The sequence below is a fragment of the Aeromicrobium sp. P2_G6 genome, assembly GCF_056403535.1.
In genome coordinates this window covers 347,477-373,232 of sequence record NZ_JBFUFH010000001.1, presented here as the reverse complement: position 1 = coordinate 373,232, position 25,756 = coordinate 347,477, and the positions used below count along the sequence as shown (strand labels likewise).

Genomic DNA, 25,756 nt, shown 5'->3' with positions numbered 1-25,756 from the left:
AACAAGTGTTACGCAAAACGCTGTGGCTCGCTAGTCTTTGTAAAACACCCGCGGTACTACCTGCTTTCATCATGCAGATGACCGCTCAGGTTCTTGGAGGGACCCGCTTGTGAAGCACGAGACAGTATTCGAACGGCTACCGGCCAACTCGGCGGCCGTCGCGCACGCGCTCGGAGCGTCGGCGCAGTCGGTGTACTGGCTCGACGGGATCGAGTCGGAGACCTACGAGCAACTGCGCGGTGAGACCCGTGCAGATTTGACGATAGTCGGCGGCGGCTACACCGGCTTGTGGACTGCGGTGCTGGCGAAGCGACGCAACCCAGCTCAGCGCGTAGTCCTGTTGGAGGCCGAGCAGATCGGCTGGGCAGCATCGGGTCGCAACGGCGGCTTCGCCGAAGCAAGCCTCACCCACGGCGACGAGAACGGGCGATCCCGGTGGCCTGACGAGTACGACACGCTGGATCGCCTGGGTCGCGACAACCTCGACGCCTTCGAGCTGGACGTCAAGGACCTGGGTCTTGACGCAGAGCTCGAGCGGACAGGCGGGTTGGCCGTGGCGTATGAGCCGCACCAGGTGCGTTGGCTCGAGGACGCGGAGGACGGGGTCTGGCTTGACGAGGCGGCGGTGAAGGCGGAGATCAACAGCCCGATCTTCCTCGCCGGCCGGTGGAAGACCGATGACTGCGCTCTCGTCCATCCCGGCAAGCTGGCGAAAGAGCTGGCCCGGGCGGCAGCCGAGCTTGGCGTGGAGATCCACGAGCATTCTGGTGTCACCGGACTCGAGTCGACCCGTCGAGGTCCAATCCGAGTGCGGACCGCCCGCGGGGCTGTCGTCAGCGAGCGGATTGCCCTGTGCACCAATGTCTTCCGACCTCTTCTGCGGCGTACCCGACTCATGACGGTGCCGGTGTATGACTACGTGCTGATGACGGAACCACTCACGTCCGAGCAGATGACCCAGATCGGCTGGCGCAACCGCCAAGGCCTGACGGACCTGGCCAACCAGTTCCACTACTCGCGGCCGACCGCCGACAATCGGATCCTCTATGGCGGCTACGACGCTGTCTATCACGCCGGGCGCAGGGTGCGGTCGCAGTACGAGGATCGCCCGGTGACGTACGAGCGGCTCGCCTCGCACTTCCTGACCACGTTCCCGCAGCTCGAGGGCGTGCGGTTCAGTCACCGATGGGCCGGTGCCGTCGACGCCTCGACGCAGTTCTGCGCCTTCCACGGCCTGGCCCGCCAAGGTCGGGTCGCGTACGCCGCAGGGTTCACCGGCCTTGGCGTGAGCGCGACCCGCTTCGCCGCCGAGGTGATGCTCGATCGTCTGGCCGGTCGGGCGACGCCGAGGACGCAGCTGGAGATGGTGCGCAAGAAGCCGCTGCCGTTCCCACCCGAACCACTCGCCAAGATCGGCATTGAGGCAACCAAATGGTCACTGGATCGCGCCGATCACCGCGAGGGCCGACGCAACTTCTTGTTGCGGACCCTGGATCGCCTGGGACTAGGGTTCGACTCGTGACATCGGATCGGGCATCGGCCGCCTTGCTGGTCGAGGACGCGCAGCAGCTCGCGCTGGAGCACTCAGCCTTGGATGCGGAGAACGTCGTGGCCGGCGACCCGACGACTGCGCTCGCTCCGTTGCACTCCGATGAACGTGTCGAGGTGGGGATCTGGGAGATCACCTCCGGAGTGGCGACTGACATCGAGGTGGATGAGATATTCGTCGTCCTGTCTGGTCGCGGGAGGGTGGAGTTCGCGGACGGCTCGGCCATTCTCATGGCTCCTGGAACGGTCGTGCTCCTCAAGGTCGGAGATCGCACGACGTGGGTCATCTACGAGACTCTGCGAAAGGTCTATGTGGCTCTGCCACAAGTCGTCTCGACGTGAATCCGAGTGGACTCGTCTGACGCGCTCGCTACTGACAAGCGGCTCAACGAAATCTTGATGTCCCCGTGGAAATTAGCCCGACGTTGCTGGTGGTCCGGCAGTCCTCGAGGGTCAGGTGCGCCTGCGTGGCCCGCGGCGAGCGGGAACGACGGGGCGCAGGGCACCGCTCTCGAAGTGGGGCGCGAGCGTAGGGAAATGTCAACGCTGCACCCTCCGCTCGTCGATCTGGATCGGGCCCCCGACCGGATGTGTATCTCGTCCGGTCGATCGGGTAAACGCGGCCCACCATTGACAGAACTTGCCAATTGGATAATTCTGGACACCCGTGCATCGGCGTGCCCCGCCGACCGTCCAAAGGTGTGATCCCCATGGCCCGCGAATCCCGGTATGACGTTCTGTTCGACCCGATCCAGCTCGGTCCCAAGACGTTGCGGAACCGCTTCTGGCAGGTCCCGCATTGCAACGGCGCCGGCTCGGATCGGCCCGGGTTCCAGGCGGCATTCCGGGGGATGAAAGCCGAAGGCGGCTGGGGAGCGGTGTTCACCGAAGTCTGCTCGATCGCACCGGGCGGCGACATCATGCCCTGGGTGGCCTCGAAGCTGTGGGACGCCGGCGACGTGCGGAACCTGGCACAGATGTGTGACTCCATCCACGAGCATGGTTCGCTCGCGGGTGTCGAGTTGGTGCACTCGGGCGGACTTGCCAACAATGCGGAGACGCGCGCTGGTGGCCTGACGGTCTCGCAGCTGCCGAACGACATCAATCACATGGCGAACGGTCGTGCGATGAGCAAGCGGGAGATTCGGGACCTTCGCCGCCTGCACGTGGAGGGCTTCAAGCGCGCACGGGACGCCGGGTTCGATCTGTTGACGTTCTATGCGGGCCTGGGGACGTTCCCGATCTTCTTTTTGTACCCGTTCTACAACCGCCGTACCGACGAGTACGGCGGTTCCTTCGAGAACAGGACAAGGTTCACCCGGGAAGTGCTGGAGGACGTCCGCTCGGAGATCGACGACTGTGCGATCGGGATGCGCTTCGTCATCGACACGCTCGAGGAGCCGTACGGCTACGGCGATGGCGGCGTGAGGGCCCACGAGGAAGGCAAGGACTTCATCGCTGCCTTCGATGACCTGGTCGACTACTGGGACATCAACATCGGCACCTTGAACTGGGGAGAGGATGCCGGCTCCAGCCGGTTCTTCGACACGAACCATGAGGCGGAATACACGCGCGTGGCCAAGGAGGTGGCGACCAAGCCGGTGATCAACGTTGGCCGATTCACCGATCCCGACGTCATGGTCAACGTCATCAACTCAGGACAGTGCGACATCATCGGCGCTGCTCGGCCGTCGATCGCCGATCCGTTCCTGCCCAAGAAGATCGAGCTGGGCCAGCTGGAGGACATCCGCGAGTGCATCGGCTGCAACGTGTGCGTCTCGCGGTGGGAGATGGGCGGCCCGCCGATCTGGTGCACCCAGAATGCGACCAGCGGCGAGGAGTACCGCCGTGGCTGGCACCCGGAGAAGTTCTCCGAAGCAGCCAACAAGCAAAAGCCAGTCCTGATCATCGGCGCCGGTCCGGCAGGCATGGAGGCCGCGACGGTTCTCGGCAAGCGCGGCTTCGATGCCGTGCACCTCGTGGACGCGTCGGCCGAGCTTGGTGGACACCTGACGTGGATGACGACGATGCCCGGGCTGGCCGCCTGGCGACGCGTGACGGAGTACCGCGAGCGGCAGATCAGCAAGCTCCCGAACGTCGAATTCATCCCGAACGTGAGCCTCGACGCCGCAGGTGCCTTGGACTACGGAGCGGAGATCATCATCAACGCCACGGGGTCTCGCTGGTCTGGGGACGGCATCAACGGATCACTCCACAACACGATCGAAGGAGCGAACTCATCGATGCCGGAGGTCGCCACTCCGGAGCAGCTCGTCATCGAGGGCAAGCAGCTCGGCAGCCACGTGGCCGTGGTCGACAGCGATGGCTATCACATGGGCTGCACGGTCGCGGAGTTCCTGGCGCTCCAAGGACGCAAGGTCACCTACATCACTCACTTTGACAATCTCGGCCCCTACCTGCGGAACACGCTCGAGGAACAGCGGATGTACCAGCGGCTCGTTGAGCTCGGAGTTGAGGTCCTGTCCCAGCAGGTCGCCCTTTCGTTCGAACCCGGCAAAGTCGGGCTGATCCATGCCTGGAGTGGCGCGGAACGCGTCGTCGAGGCCGATTCCATGGTGCTGGTCACGCATCGCTACTCCCACTGCGACGTGTACGACCAGCTGCTCGACGACGAGGACGGCCGGGCCGCAGCGGGAGTCAGTCAGCTCCATCTCATTGGCGACGCCCACACGCCGGGAATGATCGCCCAAGCGGTGTTCTCCGCTCATCGCCTCGCGCGCGAGATCGATTCCCCGGATCCCGATACGCCGCTGCCGTTCATTCGTGAGCGACGCCTGCTGGCCAGCACAGAAGACGACTTCCAGCTTGGTGCGAAAACGCTCCTGCCACTCCTCCCACTTTGACCGACGAGGTCTCCAATCGCAGCCGTCCAGATGGATGGATTGCCCCGACCCGCACAACGAAGGACAGTCATGCCGATCCCCCAAGGGCTCACACCCACACCGTTCTCATCCAGGTTTCCCAGCGATGTCGTCGAATGGATCGACATCTACGGCTTCGCGGTCCCGGCCTTCATCAGTGACCCGGTCGAGGAGTACACAGCGATTCGCAACCGGGTCGCAGCTCTCGAGTTCTCCATGTTGTACAAGTGGGATCTTCGCGGCCCGGGAGCCATCGACGCTGCGGATGCCGTGTTCTCCCGCAACGTACGCAAGCTGGGCGCCCGGCGGATCGCGTACGGCGTCGTGGTCGACGAGCGCGGAATGATGGTCGACGACGTCACGGCTGTCGTGCTCGCGAACGACCACGTCCGGGTGATCGGCGGCAATCCGCAGACGGCGCGGATGCTCGAGGAGCGAGCGCCGACGGGGACGACGCTCGAAGAGGTGCGGGACACGCTTGCGGTGCTGTCCCTCCAAGGTCCGCGAAGCAGAGAGGTGCTCGCGAAGCTGACGGCCGCGGACGTCTCCAACGACGCGTTCCCCTATTACACGTTCGTTCCCGACATGCAGGTCGCTGGGATCGAGGCGCATGTCAACCGCATGGGATTCACCGCCGAGCTCGGATACGAGATCATGGTCCCGGTCGACCGAGCAGAAGAGCTCTGGGACGCAGTCTTCGCTGCAGGCGCTGAGTTCGGCATCGCGTCGGCCTCCGCCGCCGCCCTCATGATGTGTCGTGTCGAGGCAGGGATGATCATGGGCGAGCTCGAGTACGACAACACCGTCTCGCCGTTCGAATGCCGCATGGGGTGGGCGATCGACCTCGAGAAGGGCGATTTCGTCGGCAGAGACGCATTGCTCGCGGCGCGAGAAGCAGTCACGGGGCGCGTCGTCTCCTTGGCGTTCGACAGGGACGTTGGCGACGTGGACGGGTCTCGGGTGACGATCGACGATCAGGACCTCGGCTTCGTGACGATGGGTGTGCCGTCTCCCGTGATGGGCGGCAACACGCTGGCATTGGCGCGGGTGCACAAGGACGCCGCGAAGATCGGGACCAAGGTGGTCGTTGCAGGTCACACGGCGCTGGTTCACCGCACTCCGGCGTTCGATCCCGATCGTCTTCGGGTCAGGAGCTGACATGGAGCGCTACGTCCTGACACTGCGGTGCGACGATCAGCCCGGCATCATCCGATCGGTCACCGAAGGGGTGTCGGCGATCGGTGGGAACATCGTCGAGAGCGCCCAGTTCTCTGACCTCGAGACGTCGCAATTCTGTCTCCGCATGACGATCGACACGTCGCTCGAACCGGGTGAGACGGTGCGCGACACGATTGCGACCAGGGTGGCGCCACTGGACCCGATGATCTCCGTGCGGCCGGTGAGCAAGCGACGTCGTGTGTTGATCATGGTCTCGAAGTTCGACCACTGCCTGAACGATCTCCTCTACAGGTGGAGAACGGGTGAGCTGCTCGTCGACATACCCGCGGTTGTCTCGAACCACGAGGACCTGCGATCGGAGGTCGAGGCTCATGGCATCCCGTTCATCCATGTGCCCGTCACCCGCGACACCAAGGCCGCGGCCGAGGCATCGATCCTTCGCCTCGTCGCGGACCTGGATGTTGATCTGGTGGTGCTGGCTCGCTACATGCAGATCTTGAGCGACGATCTCTGTCGCGCTCTTGCCGGGCGATGCATCAACATCCACCACTCCTTCTTGCCGGGTTTCAAGGGCGCGAAGCCCTACCACCAGGCGCACGAGCGCGGCGTCAAGCTCATCGGGGCGACAGCGCACTTCGTCACGGCGGACCTTGACGAAGGACCCATCATCGAGCAGGACGTCGTACGCGTGGGGCATCAGGAACCGGTCGAGGAGTTCGTCAGACGCGGTCGCGATGTGGAGCGCGTCGTCCTCTCACGGGCAGTCCGCAACTTCTCTGAGGACCGCATCTTGCTGCTAGGGCAGCGAACGGTCGTCTTCGCATGAGTGCTCAGATCTTGGACGGCAAGACGACAGCGGCCGCGATCAAGCAGGAGATGTCCAGCCGTGTCGAGGCGTTGAGGCGCCGAGGCGTGGTCCCGGGTCTTGGGACCGTTCTGGTTGGTGACGACCCAGGTAGTCACGCCTACGTGACCGGGAAGCACCGGGACTGCGGCGAGGTGGGCATCGAGTCGATCCGCGTCGACCTGCCTGCCGCGGCTACCGAACGCGATGTCACCAGGGCTGTCGACCAGCTGAACTCTGATCCTGCTTGCACCGGCTACATCGTCCAGCTGCCCCTCCCGAGCGGGCTGGACGCTCACGCCGTCTTGGAGCGGATGGATCCGCGCAAGGACGCCGACGGCCTGCATCCGCTCAATCTCGGCCGTCTCGTCCTCGGAGCGCCCGGTCCATTGCCGTGCACGCCACGAGGGATCGTCGAGCTGTTGCGCCGACACGAGGTGCCTATCGAGGGTGCCCAGGTCTGTGTCGTCGGTCGCGGCGTCACGGTGGGCCGGCCATTGGGACTGCTGCTGTCCAGAAGGCAGGAGAACGCAACCGTGGTGCTGACCCACACCGGCACGCGAGACGTGGCGGCGTTGACGAGGTCGTCCGACATCGTGGTGGCGGCAGCGGGTGTGCCGGGAATGCTCACGGCGGACATGATCCGGCCGGGAGCGACCGTCGTCGATGTCGCGATCACGCGGACGGACGCGGGACTGGTAGGGGATGTGCATCATTCCGTCCGTGACGTCGCCGCGTGGATCGCACCGATGCCTGGCGGCGTCGGTCCGATGACCCGCGCGATGTTGCTCCTGAACGTTGTCGAGGAGGCCGAGCGCAAAGCAGCGGCGGAATCCATTGACACAACTATCCAATTGGATTAATCTCCTTCCATTCGGCACCGAATGAGTTGCGTCACACCCGTTGTTCACTTCCACATTGGAGATCGCATGACCGCCTCGACTCAGCCATCCAGCTCAGCCTCATCCGGGCACGACAAGAAGTCGCGCCGACTTCGACCAGAGGCCCTCGGCGTGTTCGGCATCTTGTTCTTCGTGCTGTCCGCGCAGGCTCCCTTGACAGGCATCGCGGGCGCCTCGCCACTCACCGTGGCTCTCGGCAACGGGGCAGGCGCACCGGGCGCCTACCTTCTGGTCGGCATCATGATCACCATCTTCGCCGTCGGATTCATTGCCATGAGCCGGCACGTGAAGGATGCAGGCGCGTTCTACGCCTACATCGGTGAGGGACTCGGGCGCCCGATGGGGACCGGCTCGGCAGTCCTGGCCCTGTGGTCGTACAGCACAGTCCAGGCGGCGATGTACGGGCTCTATGGGGTCACCGTGAGTTTCCTCTTCGGTGAGTACACCAGCATCTCGGTGGACTGGTGGGTTGCCGCAGTTGTCACGATGGTGGCGGTCATGGCGCTCGGTGCCCTCAACATCGAGATCGGGGCGAAGTTCCTCGCCGTTCTCGTGGCAGCCGAAATGGCGATCCTGCTGGCGTTCGCCTTGGCAGTGCTCTTCAGTGGCGGCGGTCCTGAGGGCATGGGACTGACCGACAGCTTCTCGCCGTCTGCGGTTCTCTACGGGGCCCCGGGCGTGGCGATCATGTTCGCGGTCGCGTCGATGTTTGGTTTCGAGTCGACAGCCATCTATGCCGAGGAGGCCAAGGACCCTGAGCGCACTGTGGCACGGGCGACGTATGTGTCTGTGGGCGTGATCGCAATCTTCTTCGCGTTCGTGACGTGGATGCTCGTGTCCTACTACGGCGCCTCAGGCGTGCAGGGCGCGGCCGGCAAGGCGCTCGAGTCCGGAGATGCGACGACGTTCCTGTTCGCACCCGTCGGTGACAAGCTGGGCGCGTGGACAAGCGATGTCCTCGGCTTCCTCCTGGCCAGCTCATTGCTTGCTGGAATCCTGGCTTTCCACAACGCTCTGAACCGGTACTTGTACTCGCTGGCTCACCACGGGTCGGTGCCTAGTGCGCTGAGCACAGTCAACCGTCACGGCGCTCCCCACATCGCCGGCCGTGTCCAGACCGCAGTCGCGGCGGTCCTTGTCCTTCCCTTCGCGATCTTGTCCAAGGATCCTGTCCTGACGCTGTTCTCCTGGTTCAGCGGCGTGGCGGTTGTGGCACTGCTCGGGCTGTACGTTCTCACCTCGGTCTCGGTGATTGTCTACTTCAGGCGTACCGGAGTCGATCGCCGCGCTTGGCCGACGCTGGTCGCGCCGGCAGTGACAGTCGTCCTGGTGACCGGAGCGCTGGTCCTGGTGCTGCTCAACTTCAAGACCCTCATCGGTGGCTCCGGCACGACTGCAGCGTGGTTGATTGCGACCGTGCCGGTGGCGTTCATGATCGGGGTCGCGATGAATCGCGGCGCTGGTCGGCCGGCCGATGAGCGAGCTCTCGAGTCCGACCTGCCCGGCTGAACTTCCTAGCGATTGAGGAGATGGCATGACCACCGAACTGACCTGGACGACGCGGGACGCGACGACGCTGACGGACCCCTACCCGGCGTACCAGCAGCTCCGTCACGAAGCGCCGTGGTTCGATCACCCCGACGGGTACACGGTGGTGAGTCGGCACGCCGACGTCATGGCTCTTCTCGCGGACAAGGCAATCGGATACGAGGATGACCCGATCGCAGGGGTCGAGAGCCGGACAGGCGCTGGAGCGTTTGCGAGCAACATCGGTTCTTGGTTGCTGTCCATGAACGACCCTCGTCATGCGGCGCTGCGACGCCTGATCGGACCGGCGTTCATGCCGCGAAAGGTCGAGCTGCTCAGGGAACGCACCAAGACGATCGTGTCCGAAGCGTTCGACACCTTGGAGCGAGTCGGGGCAGGCGAGGGGCTCCAGGACCTTGCCTTCGAGGTTCCCTCCCGCGTGATCTGTCAGCTGATGGGGATCTCGGCCGAGGAGCGCCCTCGCTTGGCGGCGTTGACCGCGGACGTGGCGGCCGTCCTGTTCGAGGCCACGCCAACCCCGGAGATGGTGGATGCCGCCAATGCCGCGGTCGCCGAGATCGACACCTTCTTCGAGGCTCAGGTCGAGGCGAGACGGGCCCGACCGGGGGATGATCTCATCAGCACGATGGTGCAGGTCGCGGACGGTTCTGACGACGTCACGGAGTACGAGTTGCTGGCGAACGTCCATTTCATGTACGGGGCGGGGTATGAGGAGACTCATTGTTTCATCGCCAGCGGGATCTTCCATCTGCTGACCAATCCCGACCTCGTCACCAGGCTTCGGACGGACGACGATGGTGGGGCAGCGGTCCAGCAGGAGCTGCTCCGCTACGACACCCCGCTGCAGTCGACCCTCCGAACAGTCAGGGAGGCGTGCGAAGTCAACGGGCATGCACTTGCGGCGGGCCAGTCCCTGCAGCTGCTGCTGGGATCTGCCAACCGCGACGAGCTGGCATTCCCCGACCCCGACCGCCTCATCGTTGATCGTCCGGCCGAGCCCCGCATTGCCAGCTTTGGCGGCGGCAACCACCATTGCGCGGGACACCCGTTGGCCCGCATGGTCAGCATGGAGGTGTTCCAGGAGCTGGTGCGACGCCCGATTCACCTCGGAGTCCCGGCCGAGGAGATCGCCTGGCGGGCCGGGAACGTCTACCGGTGCCTGCAGTCGCTTCCGCTGTCGACCACCAGATGAATGATCATGTTCCTGCGCTTCGCAAACCGGTGAGGATCTCGCGTAGGCGCTCGATCGCCCGCTCCGCGCGGCCTTCGTCCAGGCCGTGGGTCAGCTGATCGAACACCAGCCCGTCCAGGGCCGCGAACACCAGGTCGGTCAGGGCGGTGTCGTCGCCGAGACCGAGTGCGAGGAGCTCACGGCGCGTCGCTTCGCGATAGCTGCTGTAGACCTTCTCCGTCAGGTGCGAGAGGGCCGGCGTCCGGCGCGCTTCAAGCATCAGCTCGTACTGGAATGCCTGGGTGTCGGGCTCCTTCGTCACCGCGGCGGCCAGACCCGCGGAGAAGTCAGCCATCTCGCCTGTGCCGGGCTCCAAGGCCCCTGACTCCATGCTGGTCAGGACCGAGTGCTCGAGCGCGGCCTCGATCAGCGCGTCACGGGTTCCGAAGTGGTGCCGGACCAAGCCGTGGGTCATGCCTGCCTCTGCCGCGACAGCGCGGAACGTGAGGTTGCGCAGGCCTCGGTTCGCCACGACGTGGACCGCCGCGCGCAACAGGGCCTCGCGTCCCTCGCCGTAGGCAGGACGTGCTTTTGGCTTGTCCGTGTTCTCAGTCCTGAGCTCGGGCACCCTGACTCCTATCCTCATGGACAGCCTATCGGGGACGTGATCGGCGTGCGCGCGAGCGGTCGACCAGATTGTGCGGTAGCGAATGACTATGCTGTCGACATGACACGAACCTCAGCCGGGATGAAGCGTCTTGGAAGTCAGGTCGAGGACCGAACCGGCAGGACGATGTCAGAGATGCTCGCCGCGAAACAGGTGGCCGGTCTCGGCGTCGACATCCAGGCCATGACTCTTGTGTCGAACCTCTATCGCGTCGCGGCTCGTATGCGGAACCACTTCGAGCAGGGGATCCTGCGCAAGACAGGGCTGACGTGGACGGGCTTCGTCACGCTGTGGGTGCTGTGGATCTGGGGCGAGATGCAGACTCGCCACCTCGCTGATGAGGTCAACGTCAACAGGAGCACCCTCAGCGGAGTCCTCAGCACGCTGGAGAACAAGGGGCTCCTCGTGCGACGACCGCATGAGAGTGAAGGCCGACTGGTGCTTGTCGAGCTCACCGACAGCGGGCGTGAGCTGATCTCGACCCTCTACCTTCAGTTCAACGAGGAGGAGTCGTTCATCGTGTCCCGGCTGTCGAGTCGTCAACAGCAACAGCTGACTGACGCCCTTCGCGTGATCCATGGACTCCTGGAAGACGAAGGTGAAGAGCGACGCGCGGGCAAGCAGCTCAAACCCGAGACATCCTGAACTCGACGGCCGCCTCGACCAGCGCTGCGAAGAGGTTTGCCTGCGAGACATCGGCTGCGGCGGTGTCTTCCGGGTGCCACTGGACGCCGAGGAACCAACCGGCTGAGTCGACCGCCTCGACCGCCTCGATGACGCCTTCGCTGGTTCGGGCGGCGACGACCAGCCCTTCGCCGAGCCGTGCGATCGATTGGTGGTGAAAGCAGCTGATCGTCGCGGTGTCGTTTCCCGTCACGCTGTGGAGGCGGGTGTTCGTGCTCAACGAGAGCTCTGACACGACGTGTCGGTGATGATCCTTCATGTCCTGCTCCAAGGTGCCGCCGAGCGACACGTTCACCACCTGGAGCCCGCGACAGATCGCGAGCAGCGGCACGTGGTCGGCCCATGCCCAGCGAGCGATGGCGAAGTCGAAGGCATCCTGCACCTCGTCGACGTCATACAGCGCCTCGTGGTGCTCGGCGCCGTAGTGGCTGGCCGCGACGTCCCCTCCACCGGGCAGGAGCACTCCGTCGGCGAAGCGCATCCGGTGGGCGATTTCCGACCCGTCGTCAGACGGTCGCGCCGGATGGACGAGCAAGGGTTCGCCACCGGCCTCGTACACCGCTTCGAGCAGAGCGGCGGCGCCAACTTCGGCGGCATAGCGCAGGGCTGACGCGGAGCTCGAGAACCGGCTCGGGATCGCGATCAGCGGCCGGGTGGTCACAACGCAATCCAGGTGGTCTTCAGCTCGGTGTACTTGTCGAGGGCATGCGCTGACTTGTCCCGGCCGTTTCCGCTCTGCTTGTATCCGCCGAACGGGACGGTCATGTCGCCTTCCTCGTAGCAGTTGACCCACACTGTCCCGGCCCGGAGGCGTCGGGCGACTCGGTGCGCAGTGCTGACATTCCTGGTCCAGACCGACGCGCCCAGCCCGTAGTCGGAGTCGTTTGCGAGTCGGACCGCCTGCTCGACGTCGGACGCGACCAGGACGGACAGCACCGGACCGAAGATCTCCTCGCGTGCCACAGCGGACTGTGGGTCGACGTTGGTGAGCACAGTCGGTGCATAGTAGGCGCCTGCGCCGGTGGGCGCGACACGACAGCCACCGGTGGCTATCGCGACGCCTTCGACAGCTGCTTGCTCGACGTAGCGCTCGACCGATCTGAGGCGTTGCTCGCTCACGAGCGGACCCATCGTGGTGCCCGGCAGCAGTGGATCTCCGATCACGTTCTTGGCGGCACGGTCGACGATCGCCGCCGTGAGATCAGCCGCGACGTCGGCGTGGACGATCAGTCGCGACGGCGCAGTGCACATCTGACCGCTGTTGAAGAAGATGTTCCCCGCGATCACGTCGGCGGCCGCTTCGAGGTCAGCATCGGGCAGCACGACGCTCGGGGACTTGCCGCCCAGCTCCAGCCACACGTTCTTGAGGTTGGAGTCGGCTGAGTATCGCAAGAATTCCCGACCCACGGTGGTCGATCCAGTGAAGGCGAGCACGTCGACATCAGGATGCGAGCCAAGTGCCCGACCGGCGGTTGGACCGTTGCCGGTGACGACGTTCAGGACGCCGTCCGGCAGTCCGGCTTGGCGAGCAAGCTCGGCGATGCGCAACATCGACAGCGGCGACAGCTCGGACGGCTTGACGACGACCGAGTTTCCAGCGGCGAGTGCTGGAGCGATCTTCCATGCGGCAAGAGTCATGGGGAAGTTCCAAGGAGTGACGACGCCGACAACGCCGACTGGCTCCCGTGTGATGAGTGCCAACGCACCCTCACCCGTGTCGGGTGACTCGCCGTTCATCTTGTCGGCGAACTCCGCGTACCAGCGATAGCAGGCCACGGTGGTCTTCATCTCGATGTCGCGGGCGATCTCCACCGGCTTGCCCATCTCGAGGGCGATGAGGAGCGCCAGCTCATCGCGATGCGCCTCAACCAGGTCGGAGAACGTTTGCAAGACGCGCTTGCGCTGCAGTGGGGGCATTCTCGACCAGGCGCCCGCGTCGAACGCAGTCCGGGCTGCCTCGACGGCGCGGTCGACGTCCGCCGTGCCGGCGTCCGGCACCGTCGCCACGATGTGTCGGTCGCGTGGGGAGAAGATCGCCGTGGACGTGCCGCTTGCTGCGTCGACGTCCTGCCCATTGATGATCATGCGCTCGGGGACGCGGATCGTGGCGGCGCGCCCGATCCAGTCAACTGCGGACTCGGTGGTGGTCGTCATGACGGCTCCCTGACTCGTGGGCTTCGGACTTAGGCGGAAGGGGTTGACGAAAACTATCCATCCGCATAGGTTGCTCGATATGGACAATACCGTTCGGAACCGAACGAGGGAAGAGGTGGCGTCGTGAGCCGTTTGACTGGTTTCTACGGTCCGCGTACTGCGACCGGCAAGGCGTCACTTCTCCCGGCCCCGCCATGGCACTACTCCGGCGACCTGTTGACGATCGAGTTCCGGGTCGATCCGGATCGCGTCGCCGAGTTGCTGCCCGAGCCGCTGGCCCTCGCAGACGAGGACCCGGGGGCCGTGGCGTTCATCTGGGCTGACTGGCAGTCCTGCGCGACCGATCGCGCTGAGCTGGCCGACCCGGTCCGCGGCCAGTACAAGGAAGCGTTCGTCGTGGTGAGATGCCAGTTCGAGGGACGCACGTACAGCCGTTGCGTCTACATCTGGGTCGACACCGATTTCGCCATCGCTCGCGGCGCCTATCAGGGCTATCCGAAGAAGCTGGGCTCGATCCATCAGACGCGGCCACATCCGTTCGGTCCCGCGCCCCGCATCGCTGCGGGAGGCGTCTTCGGCGCGTCGCTTGCCGCGTCAGACCGCCGACTCGCGGAGGCCAGGATCACGTTGACGCGCGAGACCGAGACGAACGGCTTCGTGAACGGGCACAAGATGGCGCACGATCGCTTGGTCACGGACATCGCCGACCCGAGCGCGTTCTCCTTGGACGAGATCATCAGTACCGGCGCCAAGGAATTCGAGGCGGGACCAGCATGGGCGGCAGACGTCGACCATTTCGAGCTCTTCGCGTCCCCCACGGAGGAGCTCGATCGGCTCGCGCCGCGAGAGATCATCGGCGGGTACTACCGTCAGGTCGGCGTCGTCTGGGACGGTGGCGAGCTGATCCACAGCCGTCCCACGGTCGGGGCGCCCGCATGACGACCCAGGCAACAGTGGCTGGTGTCCAGGTCGACCTTCGGCACTGGATCGACGGCGAACGTGTGGCGTCCGCCGAGACGTTCGAGGATGTCTCTCCGATCGATGAGACCGTCCTCGCGCACGTGCACAGTGGTGGACCTGGCGAGGTCGATCGCGCGGTGGCTGCCGCTCGATCGGCGTTCCCCGCCTGGGCCTCGATGCCGATCGGTGAGCGGGCAGCGATCCTGCACCGGGTTGCCGACGGCATCGACGCCCGCGCCGAGGACCTCGCGCAGGTCGAGACCGCTGACAACGGCGCCCTCCTGAGGTCGCACCGGCGAGGCGTCATGCCGCGGGTGGCCATGAACTTCCGGCACTTCGCCGACCATCTCCAGACGCTCGGCCGTCCGGAGGGCAGCATCCGCGGACACCGGCAGCGCGTCACGTACGATCCGGCCGGAGTCGTCGCGGTCATCACACCGTGGAACGCTCCGCTGATGCTCGCCACTTGGCGCATCGGCCCCGCCCTTGCCGCGGGCAACACCGTGGTGCTGAAGCCCCCGGAGTGGGCGCCGCTGACGGCATCCCTCTTGGCGGACATTGCCCATGAAGCGGGGTTGCCGGCCGGGGTGCTCAACGTCGTCCAGGGGGCAGGCGTCGAGGCGGGTGCGCCTCTGACTGCGCACCCGGACATCAACCGGCTGGCGTTCACCGGCTCGGTGCCCACCGCTGGCGTCATCTCGCGAGCTGCGGCAGCCAACATCGTCCCGTTGTCGTACGAGCTGGGTGGCAAGTCGCCTCTGGTGGTGTTCGCCGACGCAGACTTCGACCTTGCCGTCGGTCTCGCTGTCGAGCAGTTCGACAACTCCGGGCAGGTGTGTCTCGGTGCGTTCCGGATCCTCGTGGAGGAAACCATCGCGTACTCCTTTGTCGAAGAGGTGACGCGCCGTACCCGCGACATCGTCCAGGGTGATCCTCGCGACGAGAAGACTGACATGAGCTGTCTCATCACGCGATCGCACTTCGAGAAGGTTGACGGTTTCGTCAGTCGAGCCCTGGAGTCGGGCGCGAAGGCGTTGGTCGGCGGTGGACCCAATGCAGAGCTCGGTGGTCTGTACTACCAGCCGACGGTGCTGGTCGATGCCGAACCGGGCAGCGAGATCCTGACCGAAGAAGTGTTCGGGCCGGTCCTGACGATCCAGACGTTCCGCACCGAGGAGCAGGCCATCAGCATGGCCAACGACAGCCGTTTCGGCCTGGCCGCGACACTCGTGACCGGGGATCCCGTCAGGGCTGAACGAGTCAGTTCTGCCCTGGTCGCCGGCACCGTGTGGGTCAACTGCTTCTTCGTACGCGATCTCGGTGCGCCGTTCGGCGGCTCAGGACGGTCCGGGATCGGCCGAGAAGGCGGCGACTGGTCGTTCGAGTTCTATTCCGACATCAAGAACACCGTGTTCTCACCCGAGGGCTGGCGCACGGACACATCGACCACGGGAGAACATCATGGGTGACATCGTCGGCGCCGGTCTGCTGGCGCACGTACCGACCATCGTCCTGCCTGAGGCCACACGACGCGAGCTCAACCACGGCCAGGACTCGACGCTCGTCTCGGGGCTCGAGGAACTTCGCGCCGAGGTCTTCGACGTGCTCGACTACGACACTGTCGTGGTCCTCGACTCGCACTGGGCGACGACAGTCGAGTTCGTCGTCACAGCGCAGAACAGGCGGGCCGGACTCTTCACGTCCGAGGAGCTGCCGCGCGGCATGTGCCGGCGGCCGTACGACTTCGCAGGCGATCCAGAGCTCGCCCATGCGATCGCGGCGAGGGGTGCTGAGCACGGCACGTGGATCACGGCGATCGACGACGACCACCTGCCGATCTTCTACGCGACGACGAATCTCTGGGAGTTCCTGGGACAGGGGCTGCCCGACAAGCGATGGGTCTCGATCGGGGTCTGCCAGACCGCGGACACCGAGGACAATCTCCGACTGGGCCGGGCCTTGGGTGACGCGATTCGTGCGTCAGACCGACGTGTGCTCCTGATCGCTTCCGGAGCGATGTCGCACACGTTCTGGCCGCTGCGCGAGCTCCGCCAGCACGAGTCCGCCGGCGTCGACCACATCTTCACCCCAGAAGCCGCAGAAGCCGACCGCGTACGACTGGAGTGGCTCGCGGCAGGTGACCACCGGCAGGTGCTCGACACGATGCCGGAGTTCTACCGTTTCCGGCCCGAGGCGCGCTTCGGGCACTACCTGATGATGATCGGCGCCCTCGGCGAAGGCGACTGCACTGCGCCGTCCCGCATGTATGGCGAGTACGAGAACTCGATCGGCACGGGCCAGGTCCACCTGTGGTTCGACCGGCCCGCAGCTGGCTTTCCGGCGCCCCGCCGCACCGAGCTGACCGAGGCCGATGCCCGCTACTTCCCACTGACAGCAGGAGATCCCGCATGACCGAGTTCAGAAGAATCCTTCTCGACGGCAACGTCGTCCAGACCGTACGAGTGGGGGAGGAGCTCCGAGCTCCCGATGGTCGAACCGTCGCCATCGAGGAGGCAACCCACCTGCCCCCCGTCGTGCCTTCCAAGATCGTCGCTGTCCATCTCAACTACGAGAGCAGGGTCGCCGAGTTCGGGATCGGGCTGCCGGACGCACCGACCTACTTCCACAAGCCGACTTCGGCGCTCAACGCCCATGACGGTGCCGTCGTGCGTCCCGAGCGATGCAAGTGGTTGAACTTCGAGGGCGAGATCGCCATCGTCATCGGCAAGACGACGCGCAACGTGAGCCCGGACGAGGCGGGGGACCACATCGCGGGCTACACGATCGCCAACGACTACGGGTTGCACGACTTCCGGGACACTGACGCTGGATCGATGCTGCGCGTCAAGGGATCCGACACCCTGTGCCCGCTTGGCCCCGGCCTCATCGACGACTGGGACTTCCACGACAAGCGCATTCGGACGTTGGTCAACGGGGAGGTCAAGCAGGACGGCAACACGTCCGAGATGAAGTGGGACATGAACTACCTGGTGGCCGACATCGCGCGGACCATCACGCTGTTCCCGGGCGACGTGCTCCTCTCGGGGACGCCGGCAACGTCGCGAACGGTGTACCCGGGGGACATCGTCGAGGTCGAGGTCGAAGGGCTGGGCACCTTGCGGAACCACATCGTCTCCGGTCCTGTTCCGGTCCGTGAGGACTGCGGAGCCCAGCCGACCGAAAGTGAAGAAGTGCTTTCGACTGCACTGGGCGGCGATTGGGAGCACCGCGGCCAACGTGCGCCGCAGCGCTGAGAAGCGACAGGTCTTGGAGGCCCGCAGATGACGACTGACACGATGACCGTGGTCCGAGAAGTGGAGCTTGAGCTCGAGGTCGATCAGGCTCATGCAGCAGCCGATGGCGTGCTCGCATTGACGCTGGTCGATCCGTCGGGATCCGCGCTGCCACGCTGGACGCCGGGCGCCCACGTCGACCTGATGCTCGAGTCCGGGCTCACGCGCCAGTACTCGCTCTGCGGTGACCCCAGGGACTCCCATCGATGGCGAGTAGCGGTGCTCCGTTCCGACGACGGCAGAGGTGGATCCCGATCGATCCACGAGAGCCTGAAATCGGGCTCGCGCCTCAAAGTCCGCGGACCGCGCAACCATTTCCCCCTCGTGCGTGCATCGTCCTACCGGTTCATCGCGGGGGGTATTGGTATCACGCCATTGCTGCCGATGATCAGGGAGGTGCAAGCGGCCGGAGACGAGTGGTCGCTGACCTACTGCGGACGCAGTATCGCCTCCATGGCGTTCGTCGACGAGCTCCTCGAATTCGGCGACAAGGTACGCATCGCGCCCAGCGACGAAGTGGGACGGATCGACCTTGCCGAAGCCGTTGGGGACGACGACGGCTCGTTGATCTACTGCTGCGGTCCAGAAGAATTGCTGGAGGCCGTCGAATCAGTGGTCAGCACTCGTCCGGATCGCTCGCGCTCGTTGAAGGTCGAGCGGTTCGCGGCCAAGGCCGCGGTCGACGACGACGGTCCAGAGGATGCGTTCGAGGTCGTCCTGCAGCGATCTGGAAAGACGCTCACGGTCGAGCCCGGTCAGTCCGTGTTCGACGTGGTGCAGGAGGCCGGCGTGAGCGTGCTCGGGTCCTGCTTCGAGGGCGTCTGCGGTACGTGCGAGACCGGCGTGATCAGCGGAGACGTGGACCATCGCGACTCGATCCTGTCCGACGAGGAGCGCGAGTCGAACGAGTACATGTTGATCTGCGTCTCCCGCTGCACCTCCGGCCGGCTCACCCTCGACCTCTGACAGACGGGACTTCACCATGATTCGCTCAGCAGAACGTGCGCGGCGTGACCGACTCGATCAATTTCCACTCAACTGTTGGTATGTCGCTGCAGCAGCGGAGGCAGTAACCCGGACTCCCATCCGCCGCCGGATGGCTGACATGCCGATCGTGCTCTACAGGACCGAGAGCGGAGTTGCTGTCGCGTTGATCGACAAGTGCGCACATCGCGGATACCCGCTGAGTCGCGGGCATGTCGACGGCGACAACATCGTCGATGGTTACCACGGGTTCACGTACGCTCCTGATGGTCGCTGCATCCGCGTCCCGTCACAGTCGCACGTGCCATTCGGCGCCGAAGTCCGCGCCTTTCCGGTCGTCGAGCTCAACGGGTTCGTGTGGCTGTGGCCGGGATCCGCCAATGCGTCGGACGGACGTACTCCACCGGAGCTCCCGTGGCTGGAGGATCCGAGCTGGAGAACCGTCGCGGGCGAGGATGAGGTCGAGGCGAACTTTCTCCTGCTGCACGAGAACTTCGCCGACATCACGCATGTGCCCGTTGTAGCCCCGGACATTGCGCCCGCCGTCCTGCTCGACTCACCGCCGCCTCTCGAGGTCAAGCTCAACGAAACAACCGTGACGCACATCAGGTCCTTCCCACGGTCACCACTGGCCACGTGGCACGCCGGCCTCCTGGGCGTGTCACCCGAGGAGCAGCACGTTCAGACCGAGGAAGGCTCGTTCGTCGGACCAGGTCTCTGGATCGACAGCTTCGACGTCCGCGTCGCTGACTCGGAATCTGTCCCGGCCGGGCTCTATCACCTGCGTTTCGTCCAGGCGGTCACTCCTCGCGCAGTGGGGAGCACTGGATTGATCTGGCGGCTGAGTCGCAATTTCGCGGTTGACGACACGCGGGTGAGCCAACAGCTCGAGGCGACATTCCGGAGCTATTACACCCGCGTCAAGGACGTCCTGGAGATCCTGCAGTCCAGCAACGACCGCGACCCCCTCGAGCGTGAGGTTCATGTCAGTGCTGACGCGGCCGCCCTCGAAGTGCGTCGGATCATCCGCGCGATGCTGATCGAGCAGGGCGAGACGCCTCTGGGGTCGATCGCGACGAGGACTCGCGCACGTGTGAGTCGCGATGACTGACCGAGAAACTTTACAGATGGCAAGTTTGTCGCGTACCGTTCATTCACACCCACGTCAGGAGCAGCCCGTGCAGCACGACCTGGAGGGTCTCGCCGCAGCAGAGCAGCGACTTCGAGATCAAGACATCGACGTGGTTCGACTCGGCTATTCCGACTTCATCGGCTCGGAGCGCGGACGGGATGTGCTGACGAGCCGCCTTGCCCGAACAACCGCCGGCGGGGTGGCGTTCTGCCGCTCCGTGTACGGCACGACCCCCCGCGGGGACGTGGTTGATTTCGAGGGCGGACAGGCCGACGGGCTGCCTGACGTAGTTACTCGACCCGACCTGGCGACCTTGATCGCCATGCCGTGGGAGCCCGGCGTCGCACACTGCATCGTCGACGTCTTCAATCCGGACGGGACGCCATCACAGGAGAGCCCTCGCAACGTCCTGCGGCGCGTGGTGGAGAAGTTCGCCGAGCTTGACTTGTCACCGGTTCTCGGACCAGAGCTCGAGTTCTTCGTGCTGGATGCTGATCCGTCCACGCCGACCGGATGGTCACGATACGGCGAAGCCACCGGAAACGTATATGTCTCCGGGCGCAAGGGCGATCCCGACAACTTTCTCCTGGACACACTCAGGCAGCTCGATGGCTACGGCCTCGAGGTGGTGGCCGGCAACCACGAGTTCTCGAGTGGACAGTTCGAGATCAACCTCTGGCACTCGACCGCGCTGGACGCAGCGGATCGGGCGTTCCGGTTCAAGGCGGCGATCAAGGAGCTGGCGCGCCGCGCCGGGAAGAGCGTCACCTTCATGGCTAAGCCGTTCAACGACGAGGGTGGCTCCGGATTCCACCTGCACTTCTCGGCGCTCACCGATGACGGCGCCGCCGCGTTCGACGATCCCCTTGGCGCTCATGGCCTGTCCGACACGGGACGAAGCGCGATCGCCGGCGTCCTGCAGCACGCCCCAGCCATCGCGGCACTGTGCAACCCGACCATCAACTCCTACAAGCGATTCGGACCCGACACCCTTGCGCCATGGCTGATCGACTGGGGGCTGGACAACCGGAGCGCGATGGTCCGGATCCCGCCCGAGCGGGGGATGGCGTCCAGGCTTGAGCTCCGCCTCGGCGACGCGACAGCCAACCCCTATCTTGCGATCGCGGCGACGCTGGCTGCCGCATATCTGGGGATCAAGTCGAAGGCGGAGCTCGGGAGTCCTCTTGAGGGCTACGGCTACGACGAGACCAAGGCTCCGCGGCTTCCGTCATCGCTCGGTGCGTCCCTGGACGCACTGGAGGCGGACCAGGAACTGACGGAGATCTTGGGGCTCACGTTCGTGAACTCCTTCGTCGCCTACAAACGCAACGAGCTCGAAAGGTTCTCCCGCTGGGTGACCGACTGGGAATCGCGCGAGTACGCCTACCACCTCTGAACACCTTCCGATGCGGAGCAAGCATGACAACACAGCACACCCTCCCGGGAATCGATCTCACCGATCTCAGCTTGTTCGAGCGCAATGAGGCTTGGGCCGCGTTCGAAACCCTCCGGGCCGAGGCGCCGGTGCACTGGAATGCTGAGGCGCCGCCCAACTCCGGGTTCTGGTCGGTGACGCGGCACGCCGACATCAAGGCGGTCGACAGCGATCCGGAGACCTTCACATCGACGAAGTACGTGAACCTCGAGGAGGTCGACGACGAGGACTACGTCGCCCTGCGTCGCTCCATGCTCGAGAGCGACGGCACGCGCCACATGGCGCTGCGCAAGCTGCTGCTGCGTGACTTCGGTGGTCGCATGCTCGGGCGCTACGAGGAATTTCTCCGGGACCTAACGCGCCAAACAGTCGAGGAGGCGCTGGCCCAGGACGAGTTCGACTTCGTCGAGAAGATCAGCGCTGACTTCCCGATTCAGGTTCTCGCCCGTCTGCTCGAGGTGCCCGAGACCGACACAGATCAGCTCATCGAGTGGGGCAACCGGATCATCGGGAACACCGATCCCGACTATGCCGACGTTCTCCTCGGCAGCAGCGACAGCGAGACCTACAAGCATCTGCCGTTCAGGTCTCCGGCCTCGCTGGAGGTGTTCGAGTACGGCCGAAAGCTCGCGGCTGAGCGGCGCGGAGGTGACGGCGACGACCTCGTCAGCAAGCTCGTCAACCGGGTGCCCGAAGACGGTGAGCCGCTGACCGCGACCGAGTTCGACAACTACTTCCTCCTTCTCGTCGTCGCCGGGAACGAGACGACCCGACACGCCATCAGTCACGCGATGCTGGCCCTGATCAACAACCCTGAGCAACTGGCATACCTGCGCGACAACCCTGAGGCCATGGCTGTCGGGGTTGAGGAGCTGATCCGCTGGGCGTCACCGGTCTATCACTTCCGAAGGACGGCGACCCGTGATGTCGAGCTGGGCGGTGCACAGATCAAGAAGGGCGACAAGGTCGTCATGTGGTTCGCTTCCGGCAACCGCGACGAGACCGTGTTCGACGCCGCCGACCAGCTTGACGTCAGGCGCTATCCCAACGACCACGTCACGTTCGGCAAGGGCGGCCCACACTTCTGCTTGGGGAGCAACCTCGCCCGCATGGAGATCCGCATCCTGTTCGAGACCCTCCTGCCGCGCATCGAGTCGATCAAGGTGAACGGTGACGTCACCCGGGTACGCAGCAACTTCGTGAACGGGATCAAGAAGTTCCCCGTCTCCGTGGTCTCGCGACCGGCGCCCTGATCTGATGAAGCAGCTGCTGATCATCGGGCACGACTACCTTTCGGCCGGGTCGATCGAGGAGCGCTTCGTTGCGCGCGGCTACCACGTCACCAGTGTCCGGGTGGTTCCGCCGGACCGCACCGACGATCCCGGCGTGGACTTCGAGTTCCCGGACGCACGGGACTACGACGCCATCCTCGTGCTGGGTGCCCGGTGGAGTGTCTACAGCGACCAGATCGCGTCGTGGGTGAAGCCCGAGCTCGAGCTGCTTCACACCGCTGACGAGTCCGGAGTGCCCGTTTTCGGGATCTGTTTCGGCGGGCAGATGCTCGCCCAAGCACATGGTGGCGACGTCGTCGCATCGCCGGCCTCGGAGATCGGCCCGCACGTCGTGTTGGGAGTGCCAGCAGTGACCGGGGTCTGGACGCAATGGCACCACGACCGGTTCGTGCCGCCGGCGGAGGCGACGGTCGTCGGCGTCAACGCCGCTGCCCCGCAGGCGTTCGTGCTCCGCCGCAACTTCGCAGTGCAGTTCCACCCGGAGGTCGACGCCGACAGCGTCCGCGCCTGGATTGAGGACGGAGGCGCGCAGGACGCCCGGGACAGCGGGCTCGACCCCGACGTGCTGCTGGATCATATTGCTTCCCTGGACGAGGAGATCCGAGTCCGGGCGGCCGCGCTCGTCGACTACTTCCTCGACGATGTCGCGGCTACCTGATGGGTCGCCACGGGCGTGGTGGCCGTTTGCCGAATTCGGAGTCTGCAGGATCGGGACTCCTTGGAGCTGTTGAACTTGCGGCGAGGCAAGCCTGGACGTTCGCAGGGCTTTCGTCCGTTAGTCGTGCTCACGATGGCGCTGGTGGTGGACGACGTGGCCGAGATGGTCCTCGACATGAAGCCGCTCAGCACGTCGGACGGGCGCTTTCCGCTCGGGCAGTTGCTCGTCTCGTCGAGTCGGTTCACCATGTAGCGTTTCGGGTTGTTCCAACGGGGACGCCGATGACCCCTCCGGACTCGCTTCCGGCGTCGGGAGGGAAGCGGACCGTGGCTAGATCATTGGACCCCGGGCGGGTTGTGGATCCCGTTTAGTCGATCGGCGCGGTGTGGCACCGCTGGGTCAATGAGGCGTGTGGATGTTCGGGCGGCAACACTCTGGGTCCACAGCTGCCTCCGAGGTTAGGAGCTTGCCGGCGCCGGGCACTTCCTGGGCAGAAGCTTTCGGGCGCATGATTGAGCTGACCCACGAAGGGGCGGCCGGAGCTTAGGTGTGGATGGCGCGCGGCGAGCTCCTGATCTGTCCGATGGTGGACGACGGGAACAATTCCCGATCGGCTCGCAGACGGCCGACTGCCCCATCTGGCTCGTGGCGTCAGGCAGAGTGGACGACGGCTCCGTCCACCATGGTGAGGCGAATCGGACGATCGATGAGCGACTCGACTTCGTCGTCGCCGGGCCAAGACCCCTGCAGCACCGCGAGGTCGGCTCGCTGACCGACAGCCAGGGTCCCGCGCCAGCCTTCCGCGCGATCACGGAAGGCCGCACCACTGGTCAGCAGCGCCAACGCGTCGAGGGTCGTGATCCCCTCGGTGTCCTCCGATGGCACTTCGCCCTCCCAGCAGTGCGCACGAGTCACTGCGTAGACCACAGCGGGACGCCAGTCCGGCGGCACGACGGGTGCGTCGGACGTGATGCCTGGGCGAACACCCGCGTGCAACGTCGAACGGATCGGCTCGGTGCGCAGCACCCGGTTGGCCGGCAGGAAACGCGCGAAGGTGCTCATGATCACCGGGTTGAAGCAGGCACCGATGCCGTTGGCGGCCAGCGTCTCCCAGCCGTGCGGGTACAGCTCGGTGGTGTGGATCAGGTAGTGCCGCAACGGGCTGTTCGGTGCGATCTCGGCGATCGTGTCGATGACGGTCTCGACGGTCTGGTCGCCGATGGCGTGGATCGCGACCTGCAGCCCCGCGGCGTCGACCAACCGGATTATGTCGCGCAGCTCCTCGACCTTGTCGACGTCGGAGTCGCCGACCACGACCATGTGGCCGCAGCGGTGCTCCGGAGGGTTGTCCTCGTGCACGGGCTCCTTGTGCCAGGTCGTCCCGTTCTGGGGCGTGCCATCGGCGAACACCTTCACGCCGGCGATGGTCAGGCGTCGCGGGTCGACGTCACGGTCGTCGTAGCGGCGGGCGAGCCCGGCCTCGAGGTGCTTCTTGACGTCGGCCGCGTTGGCACCACCCGTGCCGTTGGGCAGCACGAGCACCGACACGCGCAGCGTCAGGTCGCCGGCCTCCGCCAGGTCGCCGAGGGCGTCGAGCGCCTCGACCGAGCCGGAGCCGTCGAGCAGGGCCAGGTAACCCGGTCCGAGACCGGGCTCAGTCAGGGCCGTGATGCCGAGGGCGTGCAGATCGGCCTGTCCCTTGCGGTAGGCGTCGAGCAGGTGCTCCGTGGGCACGGGAGGGACAACCGCGATCATCAACGAGATCGCAGCATCGGTCAGGAAGCCCTCAGCCCCCCCGTCGGCGTCGCGGTAGATGACGCCACCGGCCGGATCGGACGTCGCCGCGGTGATGCCCGCGAGCTCGAGGGCCACGGAGTTCGCCGACAGCGAGTGTCCGCTCCAGTCGAACAGCGCGACGGGCGTGCCGGCGATGCCGTTGACCTCCAAGGCGTCGTCGATGTCGCGCGCCGTGATCTTGCGACCCAGCACCAGCTCGTCCCAGCCGTGGCCGCGGATCCACCCGCTGGCGTCGATGCGGTCGGCGGTGAGATACGACGGCAACTGCGCCAGGTCGGTGAAGACGTCGGTGCCCATCTTCACGTAGGTGTGCGTCGTGACCGAGTACGCCGTGAAGTGCAGGTGGCCGTCGTTGATGCCGGGGATCACGGTGTCGCCGTCGAGCTCGACGACGCGGGTGTCGGGGCCGATCAGCTGCTCGGCGTCGGGTCCGAGGGCGACGATCTCTCCGTCGCGGACGGCCAGGGCGCGAGGGCGGGACGCGATCCAGTCGGCGGTGACCTCGTCGCCGGGCTTCCAGTCGGTCAGGTCGAGGACGGGGCCGCCACGCAGCACGGTGTCGGCGGTCAGGACGTCGGGTGAGCTCATGACGTCACGATCCTCCGGCGGTGCCAACACCGACAGGC

The 25,756-nt window shown here is 65.4% G+C and carries 23 protein-coding genes; 19 read left to right on the top strand and 4 right to left on the bottom strand.

Annotated elements, in window-relative coordinates; all coding sequences use genetic code 11:
• Positions 1 to 109 precede the first annotated feature (109 nt).
• From AC1DVU_RS01820 to AC1DVU_RS01785, 8 genes are all read left to right on the top strand, one after another.
• Positions 110 to 1,522, top strand: coding sequence for an NAD(P)/FAD-dependent oxidoreductase (locus AC1DVU_RS01820; protein ID WP_476920714.1), 1,413 nt, complete (start codon positions 110 to 112; stop codon positions 1,520 to 1,522).
• Entirely contained in the window at positions 1,519 to 1,890 is a 372-nt protein-coding gene (locus AC1DVU_RS01815) for a cupin domain-containing protein (RefSeq protein WP_476920713.1), read from the top strand. The genes AC1DVU_RS01820 and AC1DVU_RS01815 overlap by 4 nt, the downstream gene beginning before the upstream one ends.
• A gap of 368 nt (positions 1,891 to 2,258) precedes the next feature.
• Positions 2,259 to 4,412 (top strand): oxidoreductase, encoded by a 2,154-nt coding sequence (locus tag AC1DVU_RS01810; protein WP_476920712.1) that lies wholly within the window; start codon positions 2,259 to 2,261, stop codon positions 4,410 to 4,412.
• Positions 4,413 to 4,481: 69 nt separating this feature from the next.
• Positions 4,482 to 5,588: an aminomethyl transferase family protein gene (locus AC1DVU_RS01805; RefSeq protein WP_476920711.1), complete on the top strand. Its 1,107-nt coding sequence runs from the start codon at positions 4,482 to 4,484 to the stop codon at positions 5,586 to 5,588.
• Position 5,589: 1 nt separating this feature from the next.
• On the top strand, positions 5,590 to 6,435 hold the full coding sequence (gene purU, locus AC1DVU_RS01800) for a formyltetrahydrofolate deformylase (protein WP_476920710.1): 846 nt from the start codon (positions 5,590 to 5,592) through the stop codon (positions 6,433 to 6,435).
• Positions 6,432 to 7,316 carry a bifunctional methylenetetrahydrofolate dehydrogenase/methenyltetrahydrofolate cyclohydrolase gene (locus AC1DVU_RS01795; protein WP_476920709.1) on the top strand — a complete coding sequence of 295 codons (885 nt, stop codon included), beginning with the start codon at positions 6,432 to 6,434 and terminating at the stop codon, positions 7,314 to 7,316. The genes purU and AC1DVU_RS01795 overlap by 4 nt, the downstream gene beginning before the upstream one ends.
• Positions 7,317 to 7,382: 66 nt before the next feature.
• Positions 7,383 to 8,864 carry an APC family permease gene (locus AC1DVU_RS01790; protein WP_476920708.1) on the top strand — a complete coding sequence of 494 codons (1,482 nt, stop codon included), beginning with the start codon at positions 7,383 to 7,385 and terminating at the stop codon, positions 8,862 to 8,864.
• 25 nt (positions 8,865 to 8,889) lie between these two features.
• Entirely contained in the window at positions 8,890 to 10,095 is a 1,206-nt protein-coding gene (locus AC1DVU_RS01785; RefSeq protein WP_476920707.1) for a cytochrome P450, read from the top strand.
• Positions 10,096 to 10,099: 4 nt separating this feature from the next.
• On the opposite strand, the gene AC1DVU_RS01780 is transcribed toward AC1DVU_RS01785, so the two are convergent.
• The gene (locus tag AC1DVU_RS01780; protein WP_476920706.1) at positions 10,100 to 10,702 is read right to left on the bottom strand and encodes a TetR/AcrR family transcriptional regulator; all 603 of its coding nucleotides are present in this window, start codon (positions 10,700 to 10,702) and stop codon (positions 10,100 to 10,102) included.
• A 99-nt stretch (positions 10,703 to 10,801) separates the two neighbouring features.
• On the opposite strand from AC1DVU_RS01780, the gene AC1DVU_RS01775 reads away from it, so the two are divergent.
• Entirely contained in the window at positions 10,802 to 11,386 is a 585-nt protein-coding gene (locus AC1DVU_RS01775) for a MarR family winged helix-turn-helix transcriptional regulator (RefSeq protein WP_476920705.1), read from the top strand.
• On the opposite strand, the gene AC1DVU_RS01770 is transcribed toward AC1DVU_RS01775, so the two are convergent.
• Both AC1DVU_RS01770 and AC1DVU_RS01765 read right to left on the bottom strand, forming a co-directional pair.
• Positions 11,367 to 12,086, bottom strand: a complete 720-nt coding sequence (locus AC1DVU_RS01770) for a gamma-glutamyl-gamma-aminobutyrate hydrolase family protein (protein WP_476920704.1) — start codon at positions 12,084 to 12,086, stop codon at positions 11,367 to 11,369. The two genes, AC1DVU_RS01775 and AC1DVU_RS01770, sit on opposite strands and share 20 nt — an antisense overlap.
• Positions 12,083 to 13,579 (bottom strand): aldehyde dehydrogenase, encoded by a 1,497-nt coding sequence (locus AC1DVU_RS01765; protein ID WP_476920703.1) that lies wholly within the window; start codon positions 13,577 to 13,579, stop codon positions 12,083 to 12,085. Before AC1DVU_RS01765 ends, AC1DVU_RS01770 begins: the two co-directional genes overlap by 4 nt.
• Before the next feature lie 123 nt (positions 13,580 to 13,702).
• Between AC1DVU_RS01765 and AC1DVU_RS01760 the strand changes: the two genes are divergently transcribed.
• The 10 genes from AC1DVU_RS01760 (at position 13,703) to AC1DVU_RS01715 (ending at position 23,585) form a co-directional block, all read left to right on the top strand.
• Entirely contained in the window at positions 13,703 to 14,518 is an 816-nt protein-coding gene (locus tag AC1DVU_RS01760; protein ID WP_476920702.1) for an acetoacetate decarboxylase family protein, read from the top strand.
• Complete coding sequence (locus AC1DVU_RS01755) at positions 14,515 to 16,008, top strand: aldehyde dehydrogenase (protein WP_476920701.1); 1,494 nt, start codon at positions 14,515 to 14,517, stop codon at positions 16,006 to 16,008. The genes AC1DVU_RS01760 and AC1DVU_RS01755 overlap by 4 nt, the downstream gene beginning before the upstream one ends.
• On the top strand, positions 16,001 to 16,951 hold the full coding sequence (locus AC1DVU_RS01750) for a DODA-type extradiol aromatic ring-opening family dioxygenase (RefSeq protein ID WP_476920700.1): 951 nt from the start codon (positions 16,001 to 16,003) through the stop codon (positions 16,949 to 16,951). The genes AC1DVU_RS01755 and AC1DVU_RS01750 overlap by 8 nt, the downstream gene beginning before the upstream one ends.
• Positions 16,948 to 17,793: a fumarylacetoacetate hydrolase family protein gene (locus AC1DVU_RS01745; RefSeq protein WP_476920699.1), complete on the top strand. Its 846-nt coding sequence runs from the start codon at positions 16,948 to 16,950 to the stop codon at positions 17,791 to 17,793. The genes AC1DVU_RS01750 and AC1DVU_RS01745 overlap by 4 nt, the downstream gene beginning before the upstream one ends.
• A 27-nt stretch (positions 17,794 to 17,820) precedes the next feature.
• Entirely contained in the window at positions 17,821 to 18,798 is a 978-nt protein-coding gene (locus AC1DVU_RS01740; RefSeq protein ID WP_476920698.1) for a PDR/VanB family oxidoreductase, read from the top strand.
• 16 nt (positions 18,799 to 18,814) lie between these two features.
• Entirely contained in the window at positions 18,815 to 19,927 is a 1,113-nt protein-coding gene (locus AC1DVU_RS01735; protein ID WP_476920697.1) for a Rieske 2Fe-2S domain-containing protein, read from the top strand.
• Positions 19,928 to 19,994: 67 nt separating this feature from the next.
• On the top strand, positions 19,995 to 21,344 hold the full coding sequence (locus AC1DVU_RS01730; protein ID WP_476920696.1) for a glutamine synthetase family protein: 1,350 nt from the start codon (positions 19,995 to 19,997) through the stop codon (positions 21,342 to 21,344).
• A gap of 23 nt (positions 21,345 to 21,367) precedes the next feature.
• Positions 21,368 to 22,636 carry a cytochrome P450 gene (locus AC1DVU_RS01725; RefSeq protein WP_476920695.1) on the top strand — a complete coding sequence of 423 codons (1,269 nt, stop codon included), beginning with the start codon at positions 21,368 to 21,370 and terminating at the stop codon, positions 22,634 to 22,636.
• 4 nt (positions 22,637 to 22,640) lie between these two features.
• On the top strand, positions 22,641 to 23,333 hold the full coding sequence (locus tag AC1DVU_RS01720) for a type 1 glutamine amidotransferase (RefSeq protein WP_476920694.1): 693 nt from the start codon (positions 22,641 to 22,643) through the stop codon (positions 23,331 to 23,333).
• A gap of 60 nt (positions 23,334 to 23,393) precedes the next feature.
• Positions 23,394 to 23,585: a hypothetical protein gene (locus AC1DVU_RS01715; RefSeq protein ID WP_476920693.1), complete on the top strand. Its 192-nt coding sequence runs from the start codon at positions 23,394 to 23,396 to the stop codon at positions 23,583 to 23,585.
• 399 nt (positions 23,586 to 23,984) lie between these two features.
• Here AC1DVU_RS01715 and AC1DVU_RS01710 read toward each other — a convergent pair whose 3' ends face one another.
• Positions 23,985 to 25,718: an amidohydrolase gene (locus AC1DVU_RS01710; RefSeq protein ID WP_476920692.1), complete on the bottom strand. Its 1,734-nt coding sequence runs from the start codon at positions 25,716 to 25,718 to the stop codon at positions 23,985 to 23,987.
• Positions 25,719 to 25,756: the final 38 nt, after the last annotated feature.